Genomic DNA, 21,376 nt, shown 5'->3' with positions numbered 1-21,376 from the left:
GGTGGTAACCTTTTCAATTATTTTAGTGGACTACTTTTCAATTATTTTTTACAATTCAAGATTTCAGATTTGGGGTTTCCCCTCCTTATTTTAATAATAGAGCAGATCGTTGATCGATGATCAATCTTAGTTAGTGATGCCACACCACCATAAATTGGAGTCCTTTCCCTGCGAAACGGTCGGATGCACCCATTTGTGACGGTATGGCGTATTGTCTGGGATTCCAGTACCCGATCAGGTAGAAAGTCAAATGATTCAGTTGTCGTTGCCAGTGGAGGAAATTGTAAAGATGCCGGTTTTTCCAGTCGTAATAGACCATCGCACTAAAATTGTCGAACATCGTGAGTGGATAGGAGAGGCTGAGGCCGGAGAAATTAAGCGCATTGTCCGGATCGATTCCTTTTTCACTGTAAGAATAAAAAAATTGTTCGAACGTTGTATTCAATCCATTTCCTATACCGAAGGTATAATCCGTTCCCAGCGTCATCATCTGCTGGTTGGTGAACTCGCCTATGTTGTGATTCAGGTATGTCCATGAGGTCTCCAGCCAGAGTCCTACGGTTACATCGAGCCGCACATCAAGACCGAAGCGGTTTTCGGCTATCTCTTTGAACTCATAAAGGCTTGCATCCGCTTTTCGGAAATGATACGACAGCGCTCCTTCTCCGTTGGGGATCGGTATCTGGGTTCTTCCGCCTATTTCGGGAAACGAATTGGAGGAAGGTAGTATTTCCCACCCTTTACGGTTAACGTTGCCGTAGAGCGACCATAGCCAGAAGGTGGTATTATTCGGAAAGTAGTATCTAAATAGGCCTCCCCAGACACCATCGGTGAGTTGCAGCGGATCGCGCGGATCCATGCTGTCGAACCACATTAACGGTCGAAACATCTGCGCCGATCCGAAATTGATTTTTTGCAATCCCAGTCGTACCTCCGCTCTTGTGGATGAATAGCGGGCCCATGCCCGGTAAGGCTTGATGTTCCCTTCAGGGGAAAAGTCGTTGAATGAGTTGATGTCCACATCCCCGAAAATATTGGCGGACGCTTCGAAGTCGATCAGCTTTGAATCTTTGATTGGAATTCCGAAGTTTGCCTGGGGAATGTACCGGCCGCCCAGCCATACCTGCGTGGAAATATCGGGCGAGTATTGTCCCCATCCCGACAGTTGCCCGCTAAACCGCAATGAAGGCCCGGGCTTGTTTTGCAAACTATCTTGTTGCGCTTGCAAAGGAATTACAAGCAACAGGCCTGATAAGATACTCCAGTAACAAATTTTCTTTTTTTTGTTCATCCCGACTTGTCGTTTATTATTTATCTCTCACCGCAAATTCCATAAAGAAACAGTTTTGCCAGTTCCTCCGCCAGATCGGGTAGGCTTTCATATTCATCCAATACCCTTTGATCGCTTAACAGGTCCGCCATTCTCTCTACCCACACCAACAGAAGTTTCGGATTAATATCTTTTCGTATGTATCCTTCTTGTTGTGCTTCGGCGAAACTATCGATCGCCACTTTCATCGAACGTTGGATCCATTGGTCGAAGAATGCCGAAAATTCCTTGCCGGAATGTATATCCTTAATATATTCTTTGCTTATTTCGGCAGATCCTTCCCTTTTCATTTCAAGAATCTTTCTCATTTTTTCGGAAAAAGGGATGTCAGACCGCATCATTTTCAGATAAATTTCTATCCGAGCCTCGAAAAGCGTGTCAAACACCTTTTTGACGAGTTCTGTTTTGTTGCGGAAATATTTATAAAACGTCATTTTACTGACGTTTGCCTCGGTACATATCTCCTCTATCGTCACTTTTTTCAGTCCGTATTTAAAAAATAGCTTTTTACCGGCTATCAGTATGTCTTGTTCTTTTTTAGTCATATTGTTTGTTTCAAAATTCAAGATTCAAGATTCAAAATTCAAGATTCAAAATTGGGCCACGAGGATCGTTAATTGAACACGTTGATTTTGGTTTCGCCGAACGTTGTTTCAATTCAGATTTTATTTATATTTTGAACCTCGAAGTTCGGAAGTTTTTAGATATTTGATAAATCCGGATAAGGATTGAGATATTTGTAATGCTTCCTGATATAATTGTTCAAATTCTTCCTGACAGATATATCCAATATCCAATGCCCTGTATAGTTGGCTGCGAATTTCCCCACAAGAACCTTTTGCAATAAAGAGGAATTGAACAAATTCCTTGTTGCCACTACGTTCAAATCCTTCTGCAATATTATCCATAATTGACCCGGCAGAACTTCTTATTTGGTCTCTCAATCTATAGTCTTTCGAAAAGAACTCTTTCTCTAATATAAAATATATCTTCTTCGAAAAGGAACGAGCCATTTTCCAGACTTCCAAATCTTCAAATCGCTCTATCTTTGACATAATCTTAAATCTTGAATTTTAAATCTTAAATTTCTATTGTTTCAAACTTGCTTTGCTGAAAACATTCGCGGGAATGTCTTTGTCGAATTCGATGTGCGTAATGTTATATTCCGTTCCTTTGCCGTCTTTCAGCATATCTTGGTAGACCATCTTCATAGGAAACCAGCGGTTTTGAATGCGTTTGATGTCACTCAACCTGATCTGTTTGAGTAGTTGCCCGCTTTTGGCATAAAGTTCCTGTTTTAAAGGTACGAAGCGTTCGGTGTCCACCCACATTTTCTGAGAATGATACGCAACGTCATTCACTTTTGCCGTCAGTGTAATCACATAACACTTGCGTCCTTCGATCGTTTCCTCTCCGGCAAGGGAGGGCGTGTACATCTCCGTCAGTTTACGATCCTCCATCATGTCTTCGTAAGAAAGGTCGGAGCCCATGACCGACTGGCGCAACATATGCCCGGAGATCATGATGGTACGGTCGGTGGAAGGGGAATAGACCCACATCTCTTTATCCAACTTCAACATTTTAGTGCCTTTTTCGCGTGGTGGAGACAGATATTCCGTGAACGATTTCTCATCTCCTATCGTGTAACTCTTAGCGGTCATCGTGCGGCTGTTGCGTTTACCGGGTACCGTCATCGTCGATTCCGCGATTTGACTTTTCGCCGAAATATTCTTATCGACCTCCTGAATGATCTGTTCCGCATCCTGTGCTGAAACAGAAACCGTAAAAGCGATTATAAATAATAATACAATTAACTTTCTCATATAAATTTATTTTTTCATAATTTCATAATTTTCTTATCTCACAAATCTTAAATCTTAAATCTTAAATCTTGAATCTTGAATCTTGAATTTTAAATCTTTTAATCCAATTCCTTAAACAACATCGCCGTATTCCGTTTATAGACAGCTGTCCCCGCCAGCGCCGAACCGATAAGCATAGACAAGACCCCGGGGATAAAACCGATAAAATATAACTCAGGAGTAACGCGGGCATGGATGACCGGGTCTATCATCATATTCACACTATCCATCATCGCGCTATAATCGATCCCGTGATCTTGCAGGTAATAGCAGAGAGATATTCCTAATGCGGTACCGATGGCCGAGCCTATGATTCCGATGAATAAAGATTCCACCAGGAGTGTACGGTAAATATGCTTTTTTTCTTCTCCCATTGCCAGACGCACTCCAAATTCATTATAGCGCCTGATGCCACTGAGTATACCCGCGTTCCACAGCACGATTGCCAAGGCGAAGACCAACAGGATTACCATCGCCAACGAGACGATATCCATATAAGCAAGCATCTGTCCCATGAAATCCTGATCGGCCAGTTGCACCATAACGGGGGCATATTCATCTGTCACGTCGGTATATTGTCGGTTGAAACTTTCCTTTACGTGTTCTGCCTGTTCCTTATTATAAAGGCCGCCGGGTAAAAAGCCGAATAATTCACCTGTCGCATTATCCATATCCAATAAAAGGCGGGCGTCGGAGATGTCGAGGATAACGGCGCCGCGGTCGAGTTGGCCGATGCCAAAGCGGACGATTCCTGCCACCGTGTAGTTGGCAAAACTCATTGATCCGTACATGGTCGATCCGAAGAACGTAACCGTATCGCCCGGTCGCACCTGATAGCGATCGGCAAAATCATAGCTGATAATAATCTCATTGGACTGTTGTATAACATGCCCTGCTACGAGCGACTGTTGCAATCCGATCCGTCGGGCTTCGTGGCTGCCGGGGCTCAACAAGTCATACGCTGTTCCTGAGACAGGTCCTTGTGCTTTGGTTTCGCCGTTACTGTCGGGGATGTCGAGTAGTCCTCCGAAAAAGATGCGTGGTGTCCATTCCACTTCGGGGAATTCCTCCGTTAGTTTCTTTTGCAAAGTGTCTACCCCCAGCAGGGCAAGGTCGTTGGGTTTTTGCTCCTCATTTTCCAGATAAGCCCGGGTAACCACTTTCAGGTGTCCCGTTTGGAAATCGGCGGTCGTACGGATCATGTTATCCAGCATTCCTTGGATATACCCGTACGAGAAGACGACGGCAAAGACTCCGATCGTTACTACGAGTACCGGCAGGAGGCTACGGCTTCGGTCTCTTATAATTCCTTTCCACAAAAATCTATGCATGATTTTATTTAAAATTTAATATTCAAGATTTAATATTGGGTGAATGATCGTCCGCTATCTTGAATATCCATTATTTATATTTCGGTCCTTTGATTCCGGATGATTTCAGGTATTGAATGAATCCGGATAATGATTGAGAAATCCTTACCGATTCCTGATAGAGAGGTTGAAACACTTCCTCCGAAATGTAACCTACATCCAAAGCTCTATATAGCTGGCTACGCGTTTCTCCACATGATCCTTTCGGCACAAAAAGGAATTGAATGAATTCTTTATTTCCTTCTCGTTCAAAACCTTCGGCTATATTATCCATGATAGAACCGGCCGAAGCGCGAATTTGATCTCTGAAACGAAAGTTATGTAAGAATCCATCATTTTCGAGCACCAAATAAATGCTTTTGGCGAAATCCCGGGAAATTTTCCAAACTTCTAAATCTTCAAATCTTTCTATTTTTGCCATTATAATCTTAAATCTTGAATTTTAAATCTTGAATTTTAAATAATTTTCCTCGCGGGGATATAGCTGATAAGCATTGAAAGAGCGACAATCAGAATGATACTTGTCAGTATCGATGCCGGTTGGTAGACAGGATATATGGCGTCGCGCATGCCTAACCCCATTTCGGAATAGCTTTCTGGCAGCTTCAGCCCTGTTTTCGAAAACCAATATAAAAAAGGTGCGCCCCATATAAAACCGGCGAGGATTGCCAGGATGCTGTATGAAGTACCTTCGAGGGTGAATAGCCGTGTAACCCGCTGGGGCGTCATTCCTAAAGCCACATAGGTGCCGATCTCTTTTTGACGGCGGAAGATGGAAAGTGTCTGTGTATCGAATACCGATAACAAAGCGACCACCAGCAGGATCGTGAAAATGATGACTGATTCTATCCTGCTGCTTTGCGCCATAAGATATAGATCGCTCAGCAGGAAATCCATATCTTTATAGACCCATGTGCCGATGTCTTGTTTGATGCGGCTTTGCTTCGACAGCACGAAATACGTTGCTTCACCCGTCATTTGAGTCATCTGCCGGAGGTTGTCGAGGCTGATCCATACCTGTCCTGCGTCGATGGTAGCCGTGTTGGAATCGAAAACCGATGCAATGACAATCTCCCTCGCATCGAACGCGCCATGCCTGTCACGCCAACGAATAAGCACGTTGTCGCCGGGTCTTGCTTTCAGTGTGTTAGCCATCCTCTTCCCGATGACGGCCTTTATCGTACCTGTTTCATCTCCTGCTAATTGGTGTGACGGTATTTTCAGTATTTGCTGTTCCGGATCGATACCTCTCAACAGGATGTTCTGCATGTTACCGTTTTGGTATGCGGTTGCTTGCGACAGAAGTACGGGTGTTATCGATTGATCGATAATGGACTGGTTCAGTGCTTCCGGGACAGGCTCATGGGCATCCTGGAGAGTGAACACGTCATAGGGGTCGTAGTGTTCGCTCCACAGTTGGCCGTAACCGGTATCCCACTCGTGCGCACTTGTGAGAGCATCCTTCATGAAACTATCGAATATCCCGTTGTAAGCGACCATCAATACAAATACAAACGATAATACGGCTACATTCAACCATGTGCGCCTGCCTGCCCCCAGGATATTTTTAATTGCTGTTCTTATAAGCATCACGCCAAATCTTAAATTTTAAATCTTGAATCTTGAATCTTAAATCTTAAATCACCGAATCTTTTTCTACTTTCCCGTCTTCCAGGTAAATGATCCGTTTTAGGTACTGCATCACCTTTTCGTCGTGTGTGGCAAAGATAAACGTGGTGTTCAACTCTTCATTGAGCCTGCGCATCGTTTGCAGGATCGTATGCGAATTTTTCGCATCGAGATTGGCCGAAGGCTCGTCCGCCAATACAATCGCCGGGCGTTTCACCATGGCGCGTGCAATGGCTACCCGTTGACTTTCGCCGCCGGAAAGCTGTGAGGGGCGCGATTGTGCTTTGTCTGCCAGCCCTACCCATTCTAACGCATCCGTTACGGCTTTATGGCGCTCTTCTTTCGAATTCTTTTGCAAGAGCAATGCAAATTCGATATTTTCATACACCGTATATACGGGCAACAAATTATAGCTTTGGAAAATAAACCCTATACTTTTATTCCTTAATTCCGCCGACTCTTTCGGCGTCAGCGAAGAGACAGACCGGTTCAGGACAAAAGCTTCTCCTTCGGAAGGAATATCCAACGTACCGATAATATTGAGCAGGGTGGTCTTTCCCGATCCGCTGGGACCGACCAAACCGAGAAACTCCCCCCTGTTTATACTTAAATCGATTTGGTCGAGCGCCGTGAAAAAGCCGTTTCCCACAGGAAAACGTTTCATCATCCCGCGTAAGCCGACAACTTCTTCTTTTTCTTTCATTTGTTTCGTATTTATTATTACTATAACTATACTATTTCTATGCAAATATACGAAATTATTATAAAATATAGAAAATAGTATATTTTTTGAAGAAATAGGAGGATAAGTATCTTATCAATTGTATTGGTGATGCAAAAATTATGATTGGTATATTTTCAGAATCTGCCGTGCAGGATATGGATTGAAAAATTACAATATGTAAAAATCGCCAGATATTTTATTTTATTTTACGCAATTTACAATGATTTATTCGCAAATTATAATATAGATGGAGGCAAATAAGCATTTCTTTGCATTAAAATCAATATAATATCAATTGACAAGATACTAATATCCCGTGTATATTCAAAAATTTACTCATAATTAGGTTTTTTCATTTAGTTTAATTAATAAATAGCTCCTGAATAGGGACGATAGCAGGATAGTGTAACTCAAATTCAGTATATCATCAGACCAAGTTTGTAATTATTATCATTATTTAATGTATGAAAAATGAAAAACAGAAATTTATTAATTTTTTGGAAAGGATTGTTGTTAACATTTTTGTGGATAATATCCTTTGAGGCGATAGCTCAAAATATTATTGTCAAAGGAAAAGTATTTGATGAGCAGGGTCATTCTTTACCTGGAGCAGCTATCACGGTTGTAGGTTCTACAAAGGGAGTAATTACGGATAATGATGGAAATTATTCTATTGAAGTGAAACCGGCTGATATGCTTACATTCTCTTTTATTGGATTGGAATCCCAAACTATTGATGTAAATAATCAAACAGAATTGAATGTGATATTAAAAGAGAAAGCAAGTGAATTGGATGAGGTTGTAGTGATAGGATTTGGTAAACAGAAAAAAACGGATGTGGTAGGATCTGTTGCATCTATCAGTTCTAAAGAACTAAAGAAAGTCTCTTCCAGTAATATGACCACCATGCTGGCCGGAAATATTGCCGGTATTATCTCTTATCAGCGAAGCGGTGAACCGGGTGCTGACAATGCTGATTTTTTTATCCGCGGGGTTACTACTTTCGGATATAAAAAAGATCCGTTAATCCTTATCGATGGAATAGAGGTTTCCAGAACGGATTTGGCTCGCATGCAACCGGATGACATTGAAAATTTTTCAATTATGAAAGATGCAACTTCCACGGCCGTTTATGGAGCCCGGGGAGCAAACGGAGTTATTGCTATCACAACCAAAGAGGGGAAAGAGGGTAAATTAAATGTATCCATTCGGGTAGAAAATGCATTTACTACTCCAACCAAGAAAATAGAGTTAGCTGACCCTATAACCTATATGAAATTGGCAAATGAAGCTGTTTTAACCCGTGACCCTGGAGGAACACTTCCATATTCTCGTACAAAAATAGATAATACCATTGCCGGAACCAATCCATATGTCTATCCGGCCACTGACTGGTACCATGAAATGTTTGAAGATTATGCCAGTGTACAGCGGGTCAATCTTAACGCCACCGGTGGCGGAAAAGTTGCCCGTTATTATTTAGCAGCAACATTCAATCAGGATAATGGTAATTTCAAAATAGACAAAAGAAATAACTTTAACAATAATATTCAGTTAAGGACCTATTCCCTAAGATCGAATGTAAATTTCAACCTTACCCATACTACAGAGGCAGCCCTTCGTATATCAGCAGTTATTGACGACTATACCGGTCCGATCAATGGTGGGACAACTGTTTATAACCAAGTGATGCACAGCAATCCTGTTCTATTTCCTCCATACTATGAGCCGGATGAAGTAAACAGATCAACCAATCATATTTTATTTGGGAATTATGGAAAAGATGCAGGGTATATCAATCCGTATGCAGAAATGGTGAAAGGATATAAAGATTACTCTCGTACAAAAATTGATGCCCAATTTGAGTTGAAACAGAATTTGTCTTTTATTACAGAAGGATTATCCATAAGGGCTTTATTCAACACTTCCCGTTATTCATATTTTGACGTGTCTCGCTTTTATAATCCCTTTTTCTATAATATCGGTTATTATGACAGAACAAACGACATTTACACTTTAGCCGCATTAAACGAAACATCAGGGACTGAATACTTAGGCTATCAGGAAGGGATAAAAGAGGTAAGTTCTTCTACCTATATTGAGTTCATGACAAATTACAGCCAAACATTCAATGAACATCATGTCATTAACGGAATGCTTGTTTACACCATGCGTAATTCTTTAACGGGAAATGCCGGGGATCTTCAATTATCCTTGCCGCATAGGAATTTAGGTTTATCGGGGCGGATGACATATTCCTATAAAAGAAAATATTTCGGAGAGTTTAATTTCGGATATAATGGAAGTGAACGTTTCTCCAAATCCCACCGTTTCGGATTTTTTCCATCAGTCGGTTTGGCCTGGACAGTTTCCAACGAGGAATTCTGGCATTCCGATGCCATTTCCAATTTAAAACTTAGAGGGACCTACGGGTTAGTAGGGAACGATGCCATCGGCAGTGACTACGACCGTTTTTTTTACCTGTCCAATGTGGATATGAATAACGTGAACCGAGGCGCTCGATTCGGATTTCCCGGTAGTTATTATTCTCTTAATGGTGTTTTAGTTACCAGAAATTCCAATGAAGATATTACCTGGGAAGTTGCTAGGAAAACCAATATCGGGCTTGAACTGGGTTTATGGGAAAAACTCACCATAGAAGCCGATTATTTTAAGGAACACCGTAGCAAAATACTGATGGACAGAGCGTCAATTCCCACAACGATGGGATTAACTACCATTGAAAGAGCGAATGTGGGTGAAGCCAAATCCCAGGGGATTGACGGATCCCTTGATTTTACCACCACTATCGGACAATCTTTCTGGCTAAAAGCACGAGCAAACTTTACCTATGCTACTAGCGAATATCTGGTATATGAAGAACCAAAATACAAGGAATCTTACCGGCAACATGTAGGTCTATCACTCTCCCAGCGGACAGGACTAATTGCCGAACGTCTGTTTACAGACGAGGAGGAAATTGCCAATTCTCCGGTACAAACGTATGGTAACTATATGGCGGGAGATATTAAGTATCATGATGTAAACGGAGATGGGAAAATTACCGACGCAGATGCGGTACCTATCGGATATCCAACCGATCCGGAAATCATGTATGGATTCGGGATCTCTACCGGATATGAAAATATTGATTTCTCTTGTTTTTTTCAGGGTTCTGCCCGTTCCAGTTTTTGGATTAATAGCGCATTGACCTCTCCGTTCAATAATGAAACTCAGTTGCTCAAAGCTTATGCAGATAGCCATTGGTCGGAAGATAATCAGGATTTATACGCCTTATGGCCACGTTTGAGTCCGACAATAGTTGGGAATAATAGTTCTCCTAATAGTACATGGTTTATGAGAGATGGGGCTTTCCTTCGTTTAAAATCTTTGGAAATAGGCTATACACTTCCAATTAACTTAATGAAACAACTTCATTTATCCAATATGAGGTTTTATTTAAACGGAACCAATCTTCTTTGCTTTAGCAGATTTAAACTTTGGGACATTGAAATGGGTGGTAATGGCTTAGGCTACCCCATCCAAAAGTCATATAACATAGGAGTGGTTATGTCATTTTAATAGTAATTAATTATGAAAAATATAAAGTTAAAATTATTTGCCAGATTAATATTCTTATTTTTTATGGTAACCTATACTGCATGTGAAGATTATCTGGATGTTGTACCCGATAATATTGCTACCATTGATAATGCTTTTACCAATAGGACAATGGCCGAAAAATTCTTGTTTACCTGTTATTCTTACATGCCCAGACATGCTGATCCTGAATCGCAGGCATTTCTGGCATGTGACGAGTTTTGGGTACCTTATCCTCAGCTACCCATATATTTTTATAGTACGGTATTTGAATATATCGCCCGGGGGAACCAAAACGTTTCCGAACCTGCGCTGAACTATTGGGACGGCAGTAAAAGTATGTTTGTAGCACTACGAGACTGTAACACCTTCCTTGAGAAAATTGACAAAGTACCTGGAATATACCAGTATGAAAGAGACAGATGGATTGCCGAGGTAAAATTTCTCAAAGCTTATTACCACTATTGGCTTCTCAGGATGTATGGTCCCATCCCGTTGATCAGGGAAAATCTACCGGTATCTTCCGGCATTGAAGAGGTACAGGTTAAACGGGAACCGGTCGATGATTGCTTCGATTATATTGTCAGTTTACTGAATGAGGCTATTCCCGATCTTCCCTTAAAACTGCAAAACGAAGTAACTGAGACCGGACGGGCAACGCAACCTGTCGTATTATCAGTAAAGGCAAAAATATTGGTTGAGGCGGCCAGTCCTTTGTTTAACGGAAATACCGACTATGCTTCTTTTATAAGAAAAGCAGACGGTGTTCAGTACTTTAACCAGACATTCGATAATAATAAATGGGAAAAAGCAGCTATTGCCTGTAAAAATGCCATTGATACCTGTCATTTGGCCGGTTTCCATTTATATGAATACCTGCCAAATATCTCAGAAAATCTCGTCCCTGAGATTCTTACCCAGATGAGTATACGGAACAGTGTGGCCGACAACAACTATAACTATAACAAAGAAGTGGTTTGGATGAATCCGAACAGCACATCCGACTGGCTGCAAAGGTTGTCCACGGCCACCCTTAACCCGGCCAACATGCAGAATGAAGCTACAAGATCGCTGTTGGCGCCTCCTCTTCGGATTGCAGAAATGTTTTACACCAAAAACGGTGTCCCGATTGATGAAGATGCAGAATGGGAAATTACCGGGAAATACGTGGAAAGGTACAAAACACAAAAGGCAACCGAAGTTGACAAGTTCCATATCAAGGAAGGCACTGTAACGGCAGTTCTTAACTTTGACCGGGAAATCCGGTTTTACGCCAACCTCGGGTTCGATGGCGGATTGTGGTATGGGATCGGCAAGTTCGATGTGGATGATCAATGGGATATTCAGGGGAAACAGGGCCAGGCGGCAGGAAAAAGGTTGCTGACCAACTATTCGACTACCGGTTATTACTGCAAAAAGCTGGCCCATTATCAGAATGTGATTTTACCCGGTGCCGGCGCCGGCTATCAGGTGGTCGATTATCCATGGCCAGTGATGCGCCTGGCTGATTTATACCTGCTTTATGCCGAAGCACTGAATGAGGCCCAGGGTCCCTCAGAAGAAGTTTACAGTTATATCGACAGAGTAAGAGACCGTGCCGGATTAGAACCTGTGGAAATAGCCTGGCCCAAATATGCAAAAGCATCCAGAAAAGACAAGCATACAACGAAAGAAGGGTTTAGAAGCATTATTCAACAGGAACGTTTAATTGAGTTGGCTAATGAAGGTCACCGGTATTGGGAAATCAGGAGATGGAAACGGGCAAAAGAAATATGGCACAATCAACCGGTACAGGGATGGGATATCGATCAGGATGAGACTGCCGCTTATTATCGTGTCCGGACTTTATTTACCCGTTCCTTTAATATAAAGGATTATTTGTGGCCTATCCGGGAATATAATCTATCGGTCAATCCTAACCTGGACCAGAACCCGGGATGGTAATTCAATTTCAACTGATACGCATTAAAATTATGGACAATATGAAAATAAAAAGACATTTTATCTCATTTTTACTCGCAGGCCTATTGCTGGTAATTTCATGCAGTGAGGAAAATGAAAGGGTCCCGATAGTATCCGACCCTGCAGCACCTGGACAGGTATCCAACATCCGGGTAGAGCCGCTTCCCGGAGCAGTAAAACTGACTTATGATATGCCCGACGACCAGAACCTTGCCTATATAAAAGCCGAGTGTCTGATTAGCGGCGTTTTGCGTGAAGTCAAGGCATCTAACTATAAAAATACACTGACAATCAATGGATTTGCAGACACGTCTGTTTATCAGGTTAATGTTTATTCCGTCAGCAGAAGCGACGTGGCATCAAAACCGATAACCGTCGAGGTACAACCCCTGGAACCTCCTTTCCAGGGAGTTTTTAAGAACATTTCCTTGGTTAAAACTTGGGGAGGTGCTACTGTGATATACGAGAACCCGACTGAAGCCGATCTGGCCATTTCGCTTATTTACATAGACAGTACCGGTTACTGGAACTCGGGAACGACCTACTATACAAAAGTGAAGCAGGGGTCCTTTTCCTTACGGGGATTTGATCCGGAAGAAACGACATTCGGGGTTTATATCCGCGACCGGTGGGACAATATGACTGATACGATCGTTAAAGTGCTGACCCCGTTGCTGGAGAAGCAATTAGAGCGTCTTAATTTCAAACAGGTAAATTTGCCGGGTGATGTTAAGTCTGCATGGGGTTGGGTCTTACCCAATCTTTGGGACGGGGTGACAGGGAGTGGAATAAATGATGAAGCTGGTTTTCATACTGATATAGATGGCGTTTGGCCACAATATTTTACAATTGACCTGGGAATATTGGAAGGCGCCAGGCTGAGCCGCTTTAAAGTTTGGCAAAGAGACATGCCGCCGTCGGGAACAACTCCTTATGCTGATCGTAATATCAGGAAATTTGAGATATGGGGGAGTATGAATCCTAACCCGAACGGTGCATTCGATGAATCCTGGACACTTTTACTTACGGATGAAATTAAAAAACCGTCTGGTTTACCGTCCGGCCAAAATACAGAAGAAGATATGCGGGAACGTTTTGATGGTCACGAGTTTGAGTTTCCCCTAGATGTGCCAAGTGTGCGTTATATCCGGATGAAAGTGACCGAGATCTGGGCAAAAGTAAAATGCTTTTACGTGATGGAGGTTGCTTTTTATGGAACTGATCTTAAGGAATAGACAAGGATGAAATTACTGATAAGAAAAATTGAATAAATAAAAATATATGAAAAGTAAAATACAATGGTATCTGACCATGATCATTTTTTGTTTGATCATTATACCAGCATGCAGTAAATGGGACGACTATAAAAAGTACATAGATGAAGATAAAATCTATCCCCAAAAACCGGACTCATTAAAAACACGCCCGGGGAAAAACAGGATTCAATTGGAATGGACCCTTACCGACCCGAAAGTTACCTCCTGTAAAATCCTTTACAGCCAGGAGGGAATACTGGATTCCATCACAGTACCTGTTGGTACGGGACAAAGTTATACCAACGATACTGTCCGAGTAATCATAGACAACCTGATCGAGTCAAATTGTATTTTTAATGTAATATCGTACGATGACTTAGGGCACTCCTCCCTGGCTGTTGAAGCGGAAGGAATGGTCTATGGCGAGAATTATGAAAAATCCCTGCTAAACCGGACATTAAGAAGTAAGTCGGTTGATAATGATGGACTTCATCTTCAATGGTATCCTACTGTGGATGATACTGAACTGGGGATAGAACTGAACTACAAAGATGATTCGGAAAATTCGAAAACTGTTTTTATAGCCGATTCAATCATATCCAACACGATTGCCGGGTTCAATGTCAATTACCCGTTTACTTATCGTACAAAGTATCTGCCTACTCCGACAGCAATCGACACATTTTATTCACCTCCCAATGAGGATAGGATCACTTTTACCTCCGAATTAATAAATACGGAAAGACCATTTCAAGTGACAGACAGGGGATGGTGGTTTCAAGGTCGGTTCGGTGATGCTTACGGTTGGACTGTGAATGCCGCTGCCGCGCAGAACGCCACAGTGGACAATTTTGCCCAGTATGCTCTGGTACTCTGGAGTTGGACAGGTTACAGTCCCGTTTCCGGTATAACGAACGGGAAAATATACCAAACGCTCCAATTGGCTGCCGGGACTTATTCGTTGGTGGTAACGGTTCAATCTACAACCGCGCTTGTGAACAGTTTAAAGCAATATATCGTGGCCAACAAGGGTATCGTGCTGCCGGATGTTGATCTGGTAGAAACAGTGGCATTGTCGTGGACAAGTATAGGTGCCGGATTGGCTGATGGGACCGTGGTGACATGTAATTTTACATTGGACGAGCCATCAGTCATCTCGCTGGGCATTGTCGGAAGTATTGTAGGTATGCAGGAACTACGCTTCAGGAAATTCGAACTAATAAAAAATTAAGGGTTCGCGACCTGAGGGAAGAAATGCAGCACCTGAGTCAAAAGCCGGAATTGGCGGTAGTGCTTTATGTCCATCAGTTCTATACCGAAATTAAACTGCATATCCACCATATTTCCGGCAATGGATCGCCGAACATTGCGACGAAAGAGGCTTGAACAGAAAAGTTTAATGAACAAACCAATTAGAAAACAATAATATGAAACGACGTGAATTTATGAGAAGCGCAACGCTAACTGCTGCAGTAGTAACATGGGCACCGCAATTAATGGCGTGCGGAAAAAGGGCAGAAGCAAGCAATGAGACACTCCGCGATCGGTTTTGGATGTGGGGGCATGAACCTGAAACGATCAATGGACACTATAATATTCCAATAGGTAATAATATCGGCATGTCAGCTGCGATTCGGTCTATGGGTATTCCGAATGTCTGTGTTGTAACTTATCTGGGCAAGCCTGAACCGCCGTTCGATGAATATATCAGGCAGTTTGGCGATACTAAACGTGTTGCCTGGAGTATCTTGTCGGGGCCTCCCCAAAAATACACATATGAACAACAAAAGCATGAGGCCTTCAGATTGCTCGAAAAGATGCCGAACCTTACTGGATTTTATCTGGACGATTATTTTCTTGGCAATGCTGTCCCCGTCGCGGGGAGTAATATTTCTCCTGCCTGCCTGACAGTGGAACAGGTTCGCGACCTCCGGGAAGAAATGCAACGCCTGCAGCAAAAACCGGAATTAGCAGTAGTCCTTTATACCCATCAGCTCCATCCCGGGATCAGATCACATATCGATCATTTTGACGTCGTATCGTTTTGGACATGGTGGGCCAATGATCTGGCTATACTGGAAGATAATTTCAAAAAATACCGGGATATCGTTCCCGACAAACCGACGCTTCTCGGGATTTACATGTGGGATTTTGGTAACAGCAAACCAATCACCGTGGAATCGATGAAGCTGCAACTGGATTTCGCACTTGAAAAATTCAAACAGGAACAAATCGACGGGATGATCTTTCATTGTACACCTCTCTGCGATTTAGACCTGGAAGCAGTTCATTATTCACGAAAATGGATTGCCGAACATGGCGATGAAAAAGTCTGAACGAAGCTGCAGAAAATTAGTTCAAAAAAATAAAATGATGCATCAACCCAAATATTGCTTGTTTTATGATAATCATACGATGAAGTCTGTCCCTGATGTGGGTGAGAATTTTGATGTGCAAGCTTTCACCGAAAGGGTGAAACGTTGCGGTGTAGATTATCTTGTATTTCATGCCCGATGCAATCAGGGATTGGCATATTATGACACCCGTATCGGGATAAAACACCCCTCACTGAAATACGATCTTTTCGGGAAACTGTCTGAGGCTTGCAATAAAAAGGGGATTGCCCTGGCCGCTTATTTCAATGCGGGTATCAGTCATGAGGAAGGATTGTACCATCGTGATTGGACTACCTTATATTTCGATGGCAGGTCATTGCGTGAGCCCCGTTTAACCCCGCATGTCCGTACCATGTGTTATAATTCGGGCTACCGCGACCATCTGATCGCAATGGTGAAGGAAGTCGTAAGTAATTATGCCATTGCCGGGCTGATGGTCGACTGCCTGATAAGTTATCCATGCGTTTGTCCTGTTTGTGTGAGGGAAATGAAAGAAAACGGGATCGATTGGTCGGATCTGGATTCAGTGACACGCTTTTCTGAAGCCTCGGCTATACGTTTAGCAAAGGAAATTGCTAAAGAGGCGAAGAAAATAAACCCCGGATTGCTCATTTCCAATAATTATCCGTCCTACGAAAAATTGAAGGACATCAATAATTATTATGATGTGGTATGTTTGCCGGCTTCCGACGGTTACGAATTTTTGCCCGTGATGGCTCATTATGTCCGTACCCTGGGCGATTTGCCTGTGATAAATATGACCGGGCGGTTTTACGATTGGGGTGATTTTGGTGGGCTCCTGCCCGAAGAGGCAATTAAATCCGAATTACTGTACGGACTGGCAAACGGGATGCGACCTAATATAGGGGGGCATTTCCATCCGCGTGGCGATTTGGAAACCGCTGTTTTAGACCGGATAGAAAAAATTTATACAGAGCTGCAAGCCAGAGAGGAATGGTACGATAATGCAAAACCGGTAACAGATATATGTATCGTTTATCCTAAAACCATTCATAACTTGCGTAATGATATGGAATTACGCAGTGCGGTGCGGATCCTCTGTGAATTAAAACAACAGTTTGATGTGGTAACGTTGTCGTCGGACTGGTCGAAATACCAAGTGCTTATCTTTCCCGATAGCGTGATATTTACTGATGAGATAGCAAGACGTGTAAAAACTCATATTGATGCGGGCAGATCTGTTATTTCAACCGGGATTTCCGGCTTGAATATCCAAAAAAGCGGATTTGAACTTGAAAAAGAATGGGGAATAAAATATATGGGTGAAAACGATTTGAATCCGGCCTATTTTACCGTTGGAAAAAATCTCAGTTCGGGGTTACCTGAAATGCCGCTTTCACTTTATTCTTCTGGAATCGATGTGCAAGTTCTTGAGGGTACAAGGATAGAAGCCATTCTGATAAAACCTTACCAAAACCGGCTCTGGGATGGCAATTATGCATTTTTTTACAATCCACCGCAAGAAATTACTGATAAACCAGCTTTGACAATAAACGGTAAAGTTGCTCATTTTAGTTATAAGATTTTTTCAGGATATTATGAAAAGGCGTCTGTCGAGTTGAGAAGATTATTCTCAAATGTCCTGAACACATTTCATTCGGCACCACTTGTAAAGGTTGAAAATTTACCCGCATTTGCCAGAGTATTTGTGACTGAACAACCGAATCGACAAATGGTGCATTTATTCTCTTATATTCCGGAAATGCGTGGTAATACCCCAATGATTGAAGAAGGGGTTGAGCTTCATGATGTCAAAATTATACTTCGAAATAATGATAAAATATTCAGTAAGGTTTATTTAGCTCCTGAAAAAACAGAATTATCGTTTGAAGTTTTAAATGGATATACAAAAGTAAGTGTACCTGAAAGTAAAGGTTATTCTTTGATAGTATTCGAGCAACAAATTAAAATAGAAATATAAACGATCTAAAAATTCATGTTTATGAAAAAAATTATTATCCTGCTATTTATACTGATCCACATTCTTTTGATATCATGTATGCAAAAAAATGGAAAAAGTATTGAAAGAAATGATGTTGTTATTGAAAACGAGCAATTTAAGTTAGTTATTGGGAGTGATGCTATTACTAAAAGTTTGATTCTTAAATCCACTAATGAAGAATGTTTAATGCACGGAGAAAAGATCGCTATTTTCTCCGTGACCCAAGAAAGACCCTACCATAACGAGATAAAATTGGGTCATCCGAATAAAAAAAAAACGTTTCAGGCCGATACAATTTACCGGGAAGGAAATAAATTAATTGTAGGTTTTGAATGGATTCCTTATAAAGCAGTTTTTTTGGTGAAAGAAACACCGGCCTATATAGGTTTTAGTCTTGAAGATTTTATTACAGAGGGTATTTATCCTTCCTATCTTAAAATAACTCCGCCACCTGCCACTGAAGTCTGCCTTTTACAATTACCCGTGCGTAACAGAGAGAATTTTGGGGAGTGGCTGAATGTCAGTTGGGATAATAAGGCGGCTATTAATGTATTAGGGACAGACGAATATGCTTATATTGATTTTGAAAAACGCCACGGGTACAATATTTTAAGAGCAAGTGCTATTAAAGATATCAAATTTAAAGGAACCGGTGCCGCATTAATAGTCTCTGAAACTAATAAATTACTGGATAATATTGCACAAATAGAAGAAGACTTTAATTTACCCAAGGGTGTAGAAAGCCGTAGAAGTGATTTGATCAATGCTTCGTATTATTGGACAACCAATATAAATCCCGGTAATGTGGACCTTCATATTAAATATACCCTGATGGGTGGTTTTAGGGCGATGAGTATCTATTATCCAGCCTTTGAGGGGTTTGGAAGCTATGACCTTATCGGAAACTATGAGATCGATAAGAAACTCTATCCAAACGGTAAAGAAGATTTGAGAAAGATGCTGGACAAAATCAAGGCCGCGGGTATTACCCCGGGGGTACATTTGCTTCATTCACATATCGGAAGGAGAAGCAAATATGTAACCCCTGTTCCGGACTATAGGTTAAATCTTGTAAGAACCTTCAATCTTTCAGAAAATTTAGGAAGCAGCGATTCTATTTTATTTGTCGAACAGAATCCTGATGGAAGCACTATGGCCGACGGATGCAGGGTTCTAAAGGTTGGAACGGAGCTTATTTCCTACAAAAATTATACGACTACCCGGCCATATATGTTTACAGGATGCGTAAGAGGCATAGACAATACTATAATTAATAGTCTGCCCAAGGGACATTCCATCGGCATACTGGATGTCAGTGAATTTGGGGCTACCAGTGTTTATATTGATCAAAGGACGAGCTTGCAGGATGAAATTGCCGAAAAAATTGTAAACATCTACGACGCGGGATTCCAATTCTTCTATTTTGACGGTTCTGAAGGAGTAAATCCTCCATTCGGTATCAATGTAGCATTAGCTCAGTATAAAGTTTTCAAACGGTTAAATCCTCAGCCTTTATTTGCAGAGGGAGCTGCAAAAACTCATTTTAGCTGGCATATGTTAAGTGGAGGAAATGCTTTTGATGTCTTTAGCCCTGAGGTGTTGAAAGAGGAGACCCGAAAATGGCCTGCGGAAGAAGCTCCCCGGATGAGACAGGATTTTACGCGAATTAATTTTGGCTGGCTCGGCTATTGGGTTCCCAGCGAAACAACAATAGGGACCCAACCGGATATGTTAGAGTATGTTACCAGTGTGGCAGCCGCTTGGGATTGCCCTATATCTATTCATGCTAATCTCCGGGCATTTGAAATCCATCCAAGAACCCCGGACAACATGGAAGTAGTGCGAAGATGGGAGGAGGTCAGGGCCAAGCATTGGCTCACTGAAGATCAGAAGAAAAGGCTACAGAATTTAGAACAGGAACATCATTTATTATTGGATGAAGAAGGCCGCCCTGAATTAGTTCCTTATGAACAAATTACAGACGTGGCCGGCAGCAGTAAAGAAGTCAGAGCTTTTATATTCCAGAGAAAAGGAGAATATTATGTGGTTTACTGGCATATATCCGATAATAAGAAACTTTTGTTACCGGTGAAATTGTCCGATATTACTTTATATAAAACTTTAGGTCAAGAAGAATCCATCATAACCGATTCGAATGATAATACTATTATTCCGGTGAGTGACCGACGGTACATAAAAATAAATAATCTTACTAAGGAAGAGATACTCAATATTTTCGCTACAGCAAAAATTATTAATTAAACCACTATCCGCATGACAGGTGAATTGTAGAGTTACATTCAATTGTACCTGTCTGAGGGCGATTTTTTTGTCCGAACTTGTTTACTCGTTTTAAAAGAAATTATTATTAATATCATTCATGTATTATGAACACAACAACAATTCCAAAAAGTGAATTCGAAGAAAGAATTAAGAAATTTCAGGCAAACATTAAAAAAGAAGGTTTGGATGCCTGTTTGGTACATGCCACAGAATCGGATATGGCATTTGTAAGATACTTAAGTGAATACTGGCCGGTATTTGAAACCGCTGCAATACTGGTGCCGGCAGATGGAGAACCGATTTTACTGGTCGGTCCTGAAAGTGATTTGTATGCATCCGACAGAAGTTTTTTCAAGCACATTGAAAAGATGATTGAGTATCGAGAATCAGCAGAACCCGATGCTCCTGGTATGTCTTTTATTACCTATAAAGACTTGTCAGAAAAGTATAATTTGCCATACCTTAACAAAATAGGTATTGTGGGATGGGCTATTACATCCCTCCCCGTATACACTTCTCTAAAAGAACAGTTCCCGAATGCGGAAATAGTAAAAGCCGACATGACTCTTTGGCCTCTCCGGTTCGTGAAAAGTGAAAACGAACTTGCTTGTATGAGAAAAGCGTATCAGATATCAGAACTTGCGGTGGAAGCTATTTTGAATGAAATAAAGCCGGGAATGACTGAACTCCAGGTTATAGGAATTGCTCAACGTGAGATATATAAATATGGAGGAGAATATGAAGGACATTCATTATATTGTTTTTGTGGAGCATCTACCAACAATGCTATTTCGAGGCCTACACATAATAAAATTGTAGCCAATGAAGTAATTCAGCTTAATATTGGAGCAAGAGTAAGCGGTTATTCATCCAGTGTGGGTTTGCCGTTTTCAATTGGTTCCCTTCCGGAACGAAAGAAACGTTTAATTGAGTTTGGTTTGGAGGCTCATAAAAAAACCATAGATTTACTTGTAAAAGGGAAACCTGCCGGACAGGTTGTT

Annotated in this window: 17 protein-coding genes; 9 read left to right on the top strand and 8 right to left on the bottom strand. The window is 41.6% G+C overall.

Annotated elements, in window-relative coordinates; all coding sequences use genetic code 11:
- Nucleotides 1-130: 130 nt before the first annotated feature.
- The 8 genes from Q0502_RS07410 to Q0502_RS07375 all read right to left on the bottom strand — a co-directional run bounded on the left by Q0502_RS07410 (nucleotide 131) and on the right by Q0502_RS07375 (nucleotide 6,894).
- The gene (locus Q0502_RS07410) at nucleotides 131-1,291 is read right to left on the bottom strand and encodes a hypothetical protein (RefSeq protein ID WP_298649108.1); all 1,161 of its coding nucleotides are present in this window, start codon (nucleotides 1,289-1,291) and stop codon (nucleotides 131-133) included.
- 20 nt (nucleotides 1,292-1,311) lie between these two features.
- Entirely contained in the window at nucleotides 1,312-1,875 is a 564-nt protein-coding gene (locus tag Q0502_RS07405) for a TetR/AcrR family transcriptional regulator (RefSeq protein ID WP_298649106.1), read from the bottom strand.
- A 120-nt stretch (nucleotides 1,876-1,995) separates the two neighbouring features.
- Nucleotides 1,996-2,385: a four helix bundle protein gene (locus Q0502_RS07400; RefSeq protein ID WP_298649104.1), complete on the bottom strand. Its 390-nt coding sequence runs from the start codon at nucleotides 2,383-2,385 to the stop codon at nucleotides 1,996-1,998.
- Nucleotides 2,386-2,418: 33 nt separating this feature from the next.
- Nucleotides 2,419-3,153: an outer membrane lipoprotein-sorting protein gene (locus Q0502_RS07395; protein ID WP_298649102.1), complete on the bottom strand. Its 735-nt coding sequence runs from the start codon at nucleotides 3,151-3,153 to the stop codon at nucleotides 2,419-2,421.
- 98 nt (nucleotides 3,154-3,251) lie between these two features.
- Complete coding sequence (locus tag Q0502_RS07390) at nucleotides 3,252-4,523, bottom strand: ABC transporter permease (RefSeq protein WP_298649099.1); 1,272 nt, start codon at nucleotides 4,521-4,523, stop codon at nucleotides 3,252-3,254.
- Nucleotides 4,524-4,593: 70 nt separating this feature from the next.
- Nucleotides 4,594-4,983 (bottom strand): four helix bundle protein, encoded by a 390-nt coding sequence (locus Q0502_RS07385; RefSeq protein WP_298649097.1) that lies wholly within the window; start codon nucleotides 4,981-4,983, stop codon nucleotides 4,594-4,596.
- A 35-nt stretch (nucleotides 4,984-5,018) separates the two neighbouring features.
- Nucleotides 5,019-6,152, bottom strand: coding sequence for an FtsX-like permease family protein (locus Q0502_RS07380; RefSeq protein WP_298649094.1), 1,134 nt, complete (start codon nucleotides 6,150-6,152; stop codon nucleotides 5,019-5,021).
- Nucleotides 6,153-6,198: 46 nt separating this feature from the next.
- Nucleotides 6,199-6,894 (bottom strand): ABC transporter ATP-binding protein, encoded by a 696-nt coding sequence (locus Q0502_RS07375; RefSeq protein ID WP_298649091.1) that lies wholly within the window; start codon nucleotides 6,892-6,894, stop codon nucleotides 6,199-6,201.
- Nucleotides 6,895-7,386: 492 nt separating this feature from the next.
- On the opposite strand from Q0502_RS07375, the gene Q0502_RS07370 reads away from it, so the two are divergent.
- From Q0502_RS07370 to Q0502_RS07330, 9 genes are all read left to right on the top strand, one after another.
- Nucleotides 7,387-10,497: a TonB-dependent receptor gene (locus Q0502_RS07370; protein ID WP_298649088.1), complete on the top strand. Its 3,111-nt coding sequence runs from the start codon at nucleotides 7,387-7,389 to the stop codon at nucleotides 10,495-10,497.
- A 63-nt stretch (nucleotides 10,498-10,560) separates the two neighbouring features.
- On the top strand, nucleotides 10,561-12,459 hold the full coding sequence (locus Q0502_RS07365; protein ID WP_298649084.1) for a RagB/SusD family nutrient uptake outer membrane protein: 1,899 nt from the start codon (nucleotides 10,561-10,563) through the stop codon (nucleotides 12,457-12,459).
- Nucleotides 12,460-12,497: 38 nt separating this feature from the next.
- Nucleotides 12,498-13,712, top strand: coding sequence for a DUF5000 domain-containing lipoprotein (locus Q0502_RS07360; protein ID WP_298649081.1), 1,215 nt, complete (start codon nucleotides 12,498-12,500; stop codon nucleotides 13,710-13,712).
- 46 nt (nucleotides 13,713-13,758) lie between these two features.
- Nucleotides 13,759-14,964 (top strand): DUF4998 domain-containing protein, encoded by a 1,206-nt coding sequence (locus tag Q0502_RS07355; protein ID WP_298649078.1) that lies wholly within the window; start codon nucleotides 13,759-13,761, stop codon nucleotides 14,962-14,964.
- 23 nt (nucleotides 14,965-14,987) lie between these two features.
- Nucleotides 14,988-15,119, top strand: coding sequence for a hypothetical protein (locus tag Q0502_RS07350; protein ID WP_298649075.1), 132 nt, complete (start codon nucleotides 14,988-14,990; stop codon nucleotides 15,117-15,119).
- Between the two features lie 41 nt (nucleotides 15,120-15,160).
- Nucleotides 15,161-16,069, top strand: coding sequence for a hypothetical protein (locus Q0502_RS07345; RefSeq protein WP_298649072.1), 909 nt, complete (start codon nucleotides 15,161-15,163; stop codon nucleotides 16,067-16,069).
- Nucleotides 16,070-16,148: 79 nt separating this feature from the next.
- Nucleotides 16,149-18,071 (top strand): alpha-L-fucosidase, encoded by a 1,923-nt coding sequence (locus Q0502_RS07340; RefSeq protein ID WP_298649069.1) that lies wholly within the window; start codon nucleotides 16,149-16,151, stop codon nucleotides 18,069-18,071.
- A gap of 21 nt (nucleotides 18,072-18,092) precedes the next feature.
- Entirely contained in the window at nucleotides 18,093-20,354 is a 2,262-nt protein-coding gene (locus Q0502_RS07335) for a hypothetical protein (RefSeq protein WP_298649066.1), read from the top strand.
- A gap of 125 nt (nucleotides 20,355-20,479) precedes the next feature.
- Nucleotides 20,480-21,376, top strand: an 897-nt coding sequence (locus tag Q0502_RS07330) for a Xaa-Pro peptidase family protein (protein WP_298649063.1), incomplete at its 3' end; no start/stop codon positions are given.

Origin of the sequence: uncultured Proteiniphilum sp., assembly GCF_937873925.1 — a bacterium.
In the GTDB taxonomy this organism is placed as follows: domain Bacteria; phylum Bacteroidota; class Bacteroidia; order Bacteroidales; family Dysgonomonadaceae; genus Proteiniphilum.
The sequence above is the reverse complement of the archived record's forward strand: the minus strand, read 5'-3'. Positions and strand labels throughout refer to the sequence as shown.